This is a genomic window from Kitasatospora sp. NPDC059577 (assembly GCF_042735475.1).
GTDB lineage: Bacteria > Actinomycetota > Actinomycetes > Streptomycetales > Streptomycetaceae > Kitasatospora.
This window is the reverse complement of record NZ_JBHWBZ010000009.1, coordinates 13813-17114: the sequence shown is the minus strand read 5'-3', so window position 1 is coordinate 17114 and position 3302 is coordinate 13813. Positions and strand designations below refer to the sequence as shown.

2 protein-coding genes are annotated in these 3302 nt (G+C 72.7%); both read left to right on the top strand.

The window, feature by feature from the left end:
* Window positions 1-245 precede the first annotated feature (245 nt).
* Window positions 246-905, top strand: a complete 660-nt coding sequence (locus ACFV0O_RS10690; RefSeq protein WP_360253204.1) for a pentapeptide repeat-containing protein — start codon at window positions 246-248, stop codon at window positions 903-905.
* Between the two features lie 198 nt (window positions 906-1103).
* The gene (locus ACFV0O_RS10685; RefSeq protein WP_380339177.1) at window positions 1104-3170 is read left to right on the top strand and encodes a phosphocholine-specific phospholipase C; all 2067 of its coding nucleotides are present in this window, start codon (window positions 1104-1106) and stop codon (window positions 3168-3170) included.
* Window positions 3171-3302: the final 132 nt, after the last annotated feature.

Genomic DNA, 3302 nt, shown 5'->3' with positions numbered 1-3302 from the left:
CACAGCGACTCGCTCCCCCCCACGACCTCCCTCTCCGCGCGGGGCGCCGTCTCCCCCGCCCGCCGCGGCGCGCCCGCGCCCCCCCCCCCCCGCCCCCCCCCGGGGCTGCGCCGGTCCCGGTCCCGCTCGGCGCGGACGACGTCGCTGCGACGTGTCGCCGGTGCGGGCGTCGTCGGTGCGGGGCGTTGTCGGTGCCGCGTGCGAGCATGCGGGCGAGACCCGACCGCCCGACCGCGAGGTGCCCCATGCCCCGTTCCGCCCCCGACCGGCTCGACGACCTGCCGTACGCCGAACTGCTGCGCCCGCACACCGGGCCGCTGCGCAGCGACGAGCGGTACGACACCGTCCACTTCGACGGTGGCGAGCACACGGACGAGTCGGGCGCCGGGGCGGCCTTCCTGGAGTGCGCCTTCACCGGTGTCGCGCTCAGCGGGGTCAAGCTGCGCCAGGCCCGGTTCAACGAGGTCTGGGTGCAGGCCGGCCGCTGGGTGGCCTGCGACCTCAGCGACTCCGAGTGGCAGGACAGCGCCTTCGTCGGCGGCGTGCTGGCCGGGGTCGCCGGGTACGGCTCGGCGCTGCGCCGGGTCGTGTTCCGCGGCTGCAAGCTGGAGGCGGTCAACCTGCGGTCGGCCGTGCTGCGGGACGTCGTCTTCGAGGACTGCCTGCTGCGCGACGTGGACTTCGGCGAGGCCAAGCTGACCGGGGTGTCCTTCCCCGGCTCGACACTGGAGGAGGTCCGGCTGCGCGGTGCGACGCTGAGCAGGACGGACCTGCGCGGCGCCGTCCGGCTGGGGCTGGCCGACGGTCACCAGGGGCTGCGCGGCGCGGTCATCAGCTCCCCCCAGCTGCTGGAGCTGGCGCCGCAGTTCGCCCAGGCGCTGGGGATCGAGGTCGAGGACCGCTGACCGGATCCCCCCCCGTCCCTCCCCGGCGTTTCCGTCCCGCGTTCAGCCCGGCGTCGCTCGGTGACCGCAGGACGAACAGTCCGCCAAACCTGCTGCGCGCATCTGGTGGCCCGCCCCGCACCGGTGGAGACTTCTCCGCGATCGAGTGAGCCCCGACTTGTGTACACAACATCGCCAGCGAAGGGACGGGCCGGGCTGATGGCCGAGCTGAGTCGTAGGAAGTTCGTCACGCTGTCCGGGGCGGCCGCGGCCGGTCTCGCGGTGGCCGGCACCGGTGCCGCGGGCGCCGCCCCGGGCGCTCCCGCGGTGGCCTCCACCACCACGCTCCGGCAGACCGGCACCATCAACGACGTGCAGCACGTGGTGATCCTCATGCAGGAGAACCGCAGCTTCGACCACTACTTCGGCATGCTGCGCGGAGTGCGCGGCTTCGCCGACCGCAGCGCGATCCAGATCGCCGGCGGCTACAGCGTCTTCAACCAGCCCAACGGCCTGTTCAGCCGCCAGTACCCGTGGCAGTTCAGCCAGACCAAGCCGGCCGGCGGCGCCGACCCGGAGCGCCTCGCCCAGTGCAACGGCGACCTCAGCCACGGCTGGGGCGACCAGCACAGCGCGTGGAACAGCGGCAAGATGGACAACTGGGTCTCGGCCAAGGGCAACGTGCGCACGCTCGGCTTCCTCACCCGCCAGGACATCCCGTTCCACTACGCGCTGGCCGAGAACTGGACCATCTGCGACGCCTACCACTGCTCGGTGCTGAGCGCGACCGGCCCCAACCGCACCTACCACTGGTCCGGTCAGATCGACCCGTCCGGCGCCGCCGGCGGCCCGGCCTACGACGGCGGCGACGAGAAGGGCCTGCGCTGGCAGACCTTCGCCGAGGCCCTGGAGAACGCCGGGGTCAGCTGGAAGGTCTACCAGAACGCCGCCGACAACTACGGCGACAACGCCCTCGCCTACTTCAACCAGTTCTCCGGCGCCGCGGCGGGCAGCCCGCTGGCCGTCAAGGGCATGGGCTCGGTGCCCAAGGTCACCGGGAGGACCCCGGACGACATCGCCGCCGCGATCAAGGCCGACGTGCTGGCCGGCACCCTCCCGCAGGTCTCCTGGATCGTCCCCGACCAGGCCTCCTCCGAGCACCCGTACGCCACCCCGGCCGACGGCGCGCACTTCGTCCACATGGTGATCGACGCGCTCAACGCGGACCCGAACGTCTACGACTCGTCCGTCCTGTTCATCAACTACGACGAGAACGACGGCTTCTTCGACCACGTGCCGCCGCCGGTCGCCCCGGCCGGCACTCCGGGCGAGTTCTACAACGGCACCAACATCGGCCTCGGCTTCCGCGTCCCGATGATCGCGGTCTCGCCCTGGACCCGCGGCGGCTGGGTCAACTCCGAGACCTTCGACCACACCTCGGTGCTGCGCTTCCTGGAGGTCTGGACGGCCGCCCTCGGCAGGCCCGCCACCAGCCCGAACATCAGCGACTGGCGCCGGCGCGTCTGCGGCGACCTCACCAGCGTGTTCGACTTCGCCAACCCGGTGTACGGCCTGCCGGCGCTGCCCGACACCTCGCAGACCATCGGCCTGTCCGCCTGCGGCCCGCTGCCCAACCCGGCCCCGGTGAACAACCAGCTGCCGCTGCAGGAGTCCGGAACCCGCCCGGCCCGCGCCCTGCCGTACCAGCCGAACGCCAACCTGGACCACCTGGAGTTCGGCTCGGGCGGGGTGATGAAGGTCTGGATCGCCATGGCCAACGGCGCTTCCAAGTCCACACACTTCGCGGCGTACGCCAACGCCTACCGCAGCGGCGGCCCCTGGCAGTACACCGTCGACCCGGGCGGCAGCACCAGCGACTTCTTCAACTGCGGCACCGGCTTCGGCGGCGGCCCGTACGACCTCACCGTCGTCGGCCCCAACCGCTTCCTGCGCCGCTTCAAGGGCGACGCGACGAAGGCGGGCAAGAACGCCGCCGTCACCGCCTCGTACGCGGTGGAGGCCGGCACCGGCAAGCTGGCCCTCTGGTTCAAGCTGGCCAACAACGGCAGCACCCCGATGACCTTCACCATCGCCCCGAACAACTACCGGACCGACGGCCCCTGGACCTACCAGGTGCCGGCCGGCGGCAGCGTCAGCGACTACTTCAACGCCGTCGCCTACACCAACGGCTGGTACGACTTCACCGTCACGGTGGACGCCGACAGCAGCTGGTCGCAGCGGTTCACCGGCCACCTGGAGACCGGCGCACCCAGCGTCAGCGGCTGACGGCCGGCGCCGGCGCGTGAGCACCGAGGCCCCCCCCCCCCCCCCCGGGGGGGGGGGGGCCGCGGCGGCCCTGGCGCAGCACAACTTGTGGGTGTGGCCCGCGGCGCGTGGGCCCACCAACACGGTGGTACC